Source organism: Ensifer sp. SSB1 (genome assembly GCF_016652895.1).
In the GTDB taxonomy this organism is placed as follows: domain Bacteria; phylum Pseudomonadota; class Alphaproteobacteria; order Rhizobiales; family Rhizobiaceae; genus Ensifer.
In genome coordinates this window covers 1-4,996 of record NZ_JAEPRP010000163.1, presented here as the reverse complement: position 1 = coordinate 4,996, position 4,996 = coordinate 1, and the positions used below count along the sequence as shown (strand labels likewise).

Genomic DNA, 4,996 nt, shown 5'->3' with positions numbered 1-4,996 from the left:
ACGCTCGTCTATCCGGCGCACGACTACAAGGGCGACACGGTCTCGACCATCGGCGAGGAGAAGCACTTCAACCCGCGCCTACGGGTGAAGTCCGTCGACGAATATGTCGACCTGATGAACAACCTCAACCTGCCGAACCCGAAGATGATGGATGTCGCGGTGCCGGCCAACGTCCATATCGGCCTGCACCAGGACGAGATTGCGCGCCGCGGCTGGGCGCTTTCGGCCAAGGAGGCGCTGACGCTTTGCGGCCGGGCGAAGATCGCGCTCGTCGATCTCAGGGAAAAGGCCGAGCGGGAAAAGCACGGGGTCATTCCGGGCTCGCTGCACGCGCCCTATCCGGATCTCGCAGAAAACATCGCCGCCGGTGGTGTACTGCACGAACTGGCGGCGGCGACGGGCAAGCGCATCGTCTTTTACTGTGCCTTCGGCGAGCGCTCCGCCATGGCGGTGGAAGCGGCCCAGGCCGCCGGCCTCACGACCGCCTGCCATATCGAGGGCGGCATTGCCGCCTGGAAGAAGGCGGATGGGCCCGTGGCCCGTTGACGGTCACACATTGATCTTCCGCGCCGGCGCGCCATGTCCTAACCAGGTCGAAGTGCGTCGAAACGAGCAAGGGCAGGTCTCGCCATGCACAAGTTCTCCGTCAGCGTCGTCAGGGAGTTCGAGGCCGATAGCGCCGAGGAGGCCGCACTCCTGATGTACCAGTACCTGACCCGCGAGCCGGCGCCGCTTTCCTACACCGTCAGCGACGAAACCAAGGATATCACCAGCCTGACGCTCGACCGGGAGAAGGCGGACGAATTCGCCAGCGTCGATCACACGGCGGACCCCGGCAACTGGTAGCGCCCGCTGGCCACGATAGCCGTGAGCAACGGCCACGAATCCGACATGATCGGTTGCAAGTCCTCAGGCATTCGCGTCACGACTGTGCCTGCGAAAGGCGCAGATGGCGCGATAGCGCTTCGGGAGGAAACCGGTCTTGTTCATTGCCCATCTGCCGGCAGGCTATCTGCTGAGCCGCCCCTTTGCGCATCGCAATCCCTCGCAGGCCCGCGCCATCTTCGGCACTGGGCTTGTCTGTTCTGTTCTGCCGGACTTCGACCTTGCCTATTTCTACCTGATCGACCAGCGCCGCGCGCCGCATCACGATTACTGGGTGCACACACCCGCCTTCTGGCTGGTGCTGGCGGCGGCGATCGCGTTTCTCCTCATTGCCACCGGGCGGCGCAATCAGCTCGTGCTCGTCGGCGTCGGGCTCAGCAGCGTGCTTCTGCATCTGGTGATGGATTCGATCGCGGCGGATATCCGTTGGTTCTTTCCCTTCGCCGATCTTCGGGTGAATCTGGTGCATGTCCAGGCGGTCTATCGGCCCTGGTATCTGAACTTCCTGCTGCACTGGACCTTCGCGCTCGAACTGTTGATCTGGCTGGTCGCCGGTCACTTCGCCCTGCGGGATTTCAGGGCGCGGCGCGCAATCGGGACCGGGGCTGCCTGAGGGCAAAAGCACTGCAATCTTAGGGGGTCGATCGCGCTCGAAAACAATCGCTTAAGGAATTTATCATACGAATAGCTACAATTCGCATGTATCCCTTTTCGATTTGTTAGCTATAGGTCCCGCCCTCCATGACTGGCCTGCCGTCTCTTTTTTCGTCCGATGCCAAAGCCATGCTCGATGCGATCAACCGGTCGCAGGCGATCATCGAATTCGATCTCACCGGCAATATCCTGACAGCCAACGAGAACTTCTGCCGTGCCATGGGCTATGAGCTCAGGGAGATCGTGGGCCGGCATCATCGCATCTTCGTACAGCGGGAAGAGGCGGCGTCGGCTGCCTATCGCGACTTCTGGACGCGGCTTGCGCGCGGCGAATATGACCGCCAGCAGTACAAGCGCATCGGCAAGGGTGGCCGCGAGATTTGGATCGAGGCCTCCTACAATCCGGTGTTCAAGGGCAAGACGCCCTACAAGGTGGTAAAGTTCGCGACCGACATCACCGCGACCAAGGCAAAGAGCACCGACGACCAGGGCAAGATCGACGCGCTGTCGCGGGCCCAGGCGATCATCGAGTTCACGCCCGCCGGCGAGATCATCGCCGCCAACGAGAATTTCCTGAAGACGATGGGGTACGAACTCCACGAGATCGTCGGCCGGCATCACTCCATGTTTTGCGAGCCGGACTACGCCCACACGCCCGATTATGCCGCCTTCTGGCGCGATCTTTCGGCCGGGCGCTTTGCCACCGACCAGTTCATGCGGATCGGTAAGGGCGGGCGAAAGGTCTTCATCCAGGCCTCCTATAATCCGATCCTCGACGATGCGGGGCGGGTACTGAAGGTGGTGAAGTTCGCGCTCGACGTTTCCGATCGCGTATTTGCGGTCAGGGAAATCGGCGCCGGGCTCGGCCGCCTTGCCGAGTGCAATATCCGCATGACGCTGGACGAGCCCTTTGTCGGCGAGCTCGAAGGCCTCCGGCGCGACTTCAACACTTCGATCGGCATGTTCCAGGAGACGCTCTCGGCGGTGCTGCGCCAGACCCGCGAGCTGAACGACAACAGCCATGAGATGAAGGATGCGGCCGAGCACCTGTCCGAGCGCACGCGCCAGCAGGCAAGCGCCCTGGAGCAGACCTCGGCGGCGCTGGAACAGGCGACCGTTTCCGTGCGCACCTCCACCGAAAATACGCAGCAGACGCGCACGCTCGTGCAGAATGCGCGCCAGTCCGCCCATGCTTCGTCCGGCGTGGTGCGTGATGCGGTGACCGCGATGCAGCGCATCAAGGCGGCGTCCGAAGAGATCAGCCAGATCATCGGCGTAATCGACGAGATCGCCTTCCAGACGAATCTTTTGGCGCTCAACGCCGGCGTCGAGGCGGCGCGCGCCGGTGATGCCGGCAAGGGCTTTGCCGTCGTGGCGCAGGAAGTGCGCGAGCTTGCCCAGCGCTCGGCCAAGGCCGCCAAGGAAATCAAGGATCTCATCCACAACTCGGTGACGGAAGTGGCCGAGGGCGTGCGCCTCGTCGGCGACACCGGCAACGCGCTCAAGGAAATCGGAGACTTCGTTGCCGCGATCGACACGCGGATCGAGGCGATCGCAACGGCTGCGACCGAGCAGACGACCGGCCTCGGGGAAATCAGCCTTGCCGTCAACGACATCGACGCCATGACGCAGCAAAACGCCGGCATGGTGGACCGCACCGCCGATGTCAGCGTCCGGCTGGCCGAGGGTGCGCAGCGGCTGACGGACCTCGTCAACCGCTTCCAGCTGAACCGCCGCGCCGAGCGGCGCGAGGCGGGAACGGAGGCAGCGATGGGCGGAATTGGCGACCGGCGCCGCGCAAGCGACGCACGCGCAGCCTGAGACCTTTGGTGCGGCGGGCAGGGCGAAGATGCCCTGTCGTTGCCGGGCAGGCGGGCCGAGGGGGCCGCCCGTCGCATCCCCTCTACGGCGAGCCGGCAAGAAAGAGCGGCCACGGCAACGCACTTCGGCAGGCAATCCCTTGCGAGCCAGCGGGCGTTTCCGCTTGAACGATCGGCGGGCCGGCCATGCAACGTGCGGTGTAGCTAATACGTTGACGAAGCCTGCCGTTCTATGCATCCTGCCGGCCAGAAATGAAGATGCCGGTTACGGCACGGGGAATGGCAGGGCCTGAGGGCCAAAGCATTGATAAGCTTCGCATTCACGCGCGGCGCCGGGCGTCCCATGAGACGCGAGAGGCGGCCGAAGCACTTTGAATGACTGCATGTTTGTCCTTCGGTCGGCTGCGATCCAGGGAAACGCGCAGAGCACCGGCACGCTCCAGCGTTGCCCGGAACACGACATACGCATTCACGACGTCATTCGCATCGATTGCTCGAGGCCGGAGGGGACTGTGAAGGGAAAGTCGAGGTTTCTGCCAGCGGCGCTGGCTGCCATATTCGCCGCATCCGTGGCCCTTCCGGTCATGGCCGCCGACCTGGTGATCGCCATGCCGAACTGGCCGTCCGGCCAGGCAACGGCCAATATCCTGAAGGTGGGCATCGCCAAGAAATTCGGGCTCGACGCCGAGGTCAAGGAGCTCGGCACGCTCAATGCCTTCGTCGGCTTCGAGACGGGAACGGTCGATATCCAGCCGGAAGTCTGGCGGCCGAATTTCGAGGATGTCGTGCGCAAATACGTGACCGACAAGGGTGTCGGCCAACTGACCGAGCGTAGCGTACCGGCTTGGCAGGGGCTCTGCGCCACGCCGGAAGCGGCCAAGACGATCAAGTCGGCGGCTGATCTCAGCAATCCTGACAAGACCAAGATCCTCGACACCGACGGGGACGGCAAGGGCGAGATGTGGATCGGCGCTGCCACCTGGCTTTCGACCGGGATCGAGCGGGCGCGGGCGGCCGGCTACGGCTACGACAGGACGCTGACGCTGTTCGAGGCGGAAGAGGAGGTGGCGATGGCGGCCGTCGATGCCGCGGTCGCGACCGACCGGCCGATGGTCTTTTACTGCTACGCGCCGCATCACGTGTTCGAGTTGCACCAGATCGCGCGGCTCGAAGAACCTCCGCACGATGCCGCCAAGTGGAAGATCCTGCCGCCGAGCGACCCGCTCTGGGTCTCGAAGTCCAGCGCCTCGACGGCCTGGGAGGCGGCGCATTTCCAGATCGCCTATGCCACCGCCTTCGGCAAGAAACACCCTGACGTGGCGAAGTTCCTGGAGAAGGTGGATTTCTCGCCGGAGGAAGTGACGAAGATGAGCTACGCGCTGGAGGTCGAGCGGCAGGCGCCGGCCGACTATGCCAGGAAATGGGCCGAGGACAATGCGGCGCGCATCGACGGGTGGGCCAAGCCATGACCGGACATTCTGAAGACAACGGCTTTGATCACGTCGGCCAGCCCGTTTGGACCCGGCGCAAGCTCGGCGTCGCGGTGCTTGCCGCTGCCCTTGCCCTCGGCCCGCTCGCTGCTTGGGCGCAGACGCAGATCTACGACGCCCGCACCAAGAAGTGGGTGAACTACGACA

5 protein-coding genes and 1 pseudogene are annotated in these 4,996 nt (G+C 63.9%); all 6 read left to right on the top strand.

The window, feature by feature from the left end:
* A partial coding sequence (locus I8N66_RS29430) for a rhodanese-like domain-containing protein (RefSeq protein WP_291161619.1) occupies positions 1-546 on the top strand: 546 nt, incomplete at its 5' end.
* Positions 547-630: 84 nt separating this feature from the next.
* The gene (locus I8N66_RS29425) at positions 631-846 is read left to right on the top strand and encodes a hypothetical protein (protein ID WP_113538950.1); all 216 of its coding nucleotides are present in this window, start codon (positions 631-633) and stop codon (positions 844-846) included.
* Between the two features lie 136 nt (positions 847-982).
* The gene (locus I8N66_RS29420) at positions 983-1,498 is read left to right on the top strand and encodes a metal-dependent hydrolase (protein ID WP_291161615.1); all 516 of its coding nucleotides are present in this window, start codon (positions 983-985) and stop codon (positions 1,496-1,498) included.
* A 170-nt stretch (positions 1,499-1,668) separates the two neighbouring features.
* Positions 1,669-3,360, top strand: a complete 1,692-nt coding sequence (locus I8N66_RS29415) for a PAS domain-containing methyl-accepting chemotaxis protein (RefSeq protein ID WP_291161612.1) — start codon at positions 1,669-1,671, stop codon at positions 3,358-3,360.
* A gap of 583 nt (positions 3,361-3,943) precedes the next feature.
* Positions 3,944-4,828, top strand: coding sequence for a glycine betaine ABC transporter substrate-binding protein (locus I8N66_RS29410; RefSeq protein WP_291161659.1), 885 nt, complete (start codon positions 3,944-3,946; stop codon positions 4,826-4,828).
* Positions 4,825-4,996 (top strand): annotated as a pseudogene (locus I8N66_RS37620) (L,D-transpeptidase); the annotation flags it as partial. The gene I8N66_RS29410 and the pseudogene I8N66_RS37620, both read left to right, overlap by 4 nt.

What these genes read in the sequence shown, in the direction of transcription:
- I8N66_RS29425 (WP_113538950.1), top strand. Translation starts at nt 631, where the DNA reads ATGCACAAGTTCTCCGTCAGCGTCGTCAGGGAGTTCGAGGCCGATAGC.
- I8N66_RS29415 (WP_291161612.1), top strand. Translation starts at nt 1,669, where the DNA reads ATGCTCGATGCGATCAACCGGTCGCAGGCGATCATCGAATTCGATCTC.
- I8N66_RS29410 (WP_291161659.1), top strand. Translation starts at nt 3,944, where the DNA reads ATGGCCGCCGACCTGGTGATCGCCATGCCGAACTGGCCGTCCGGCCAG.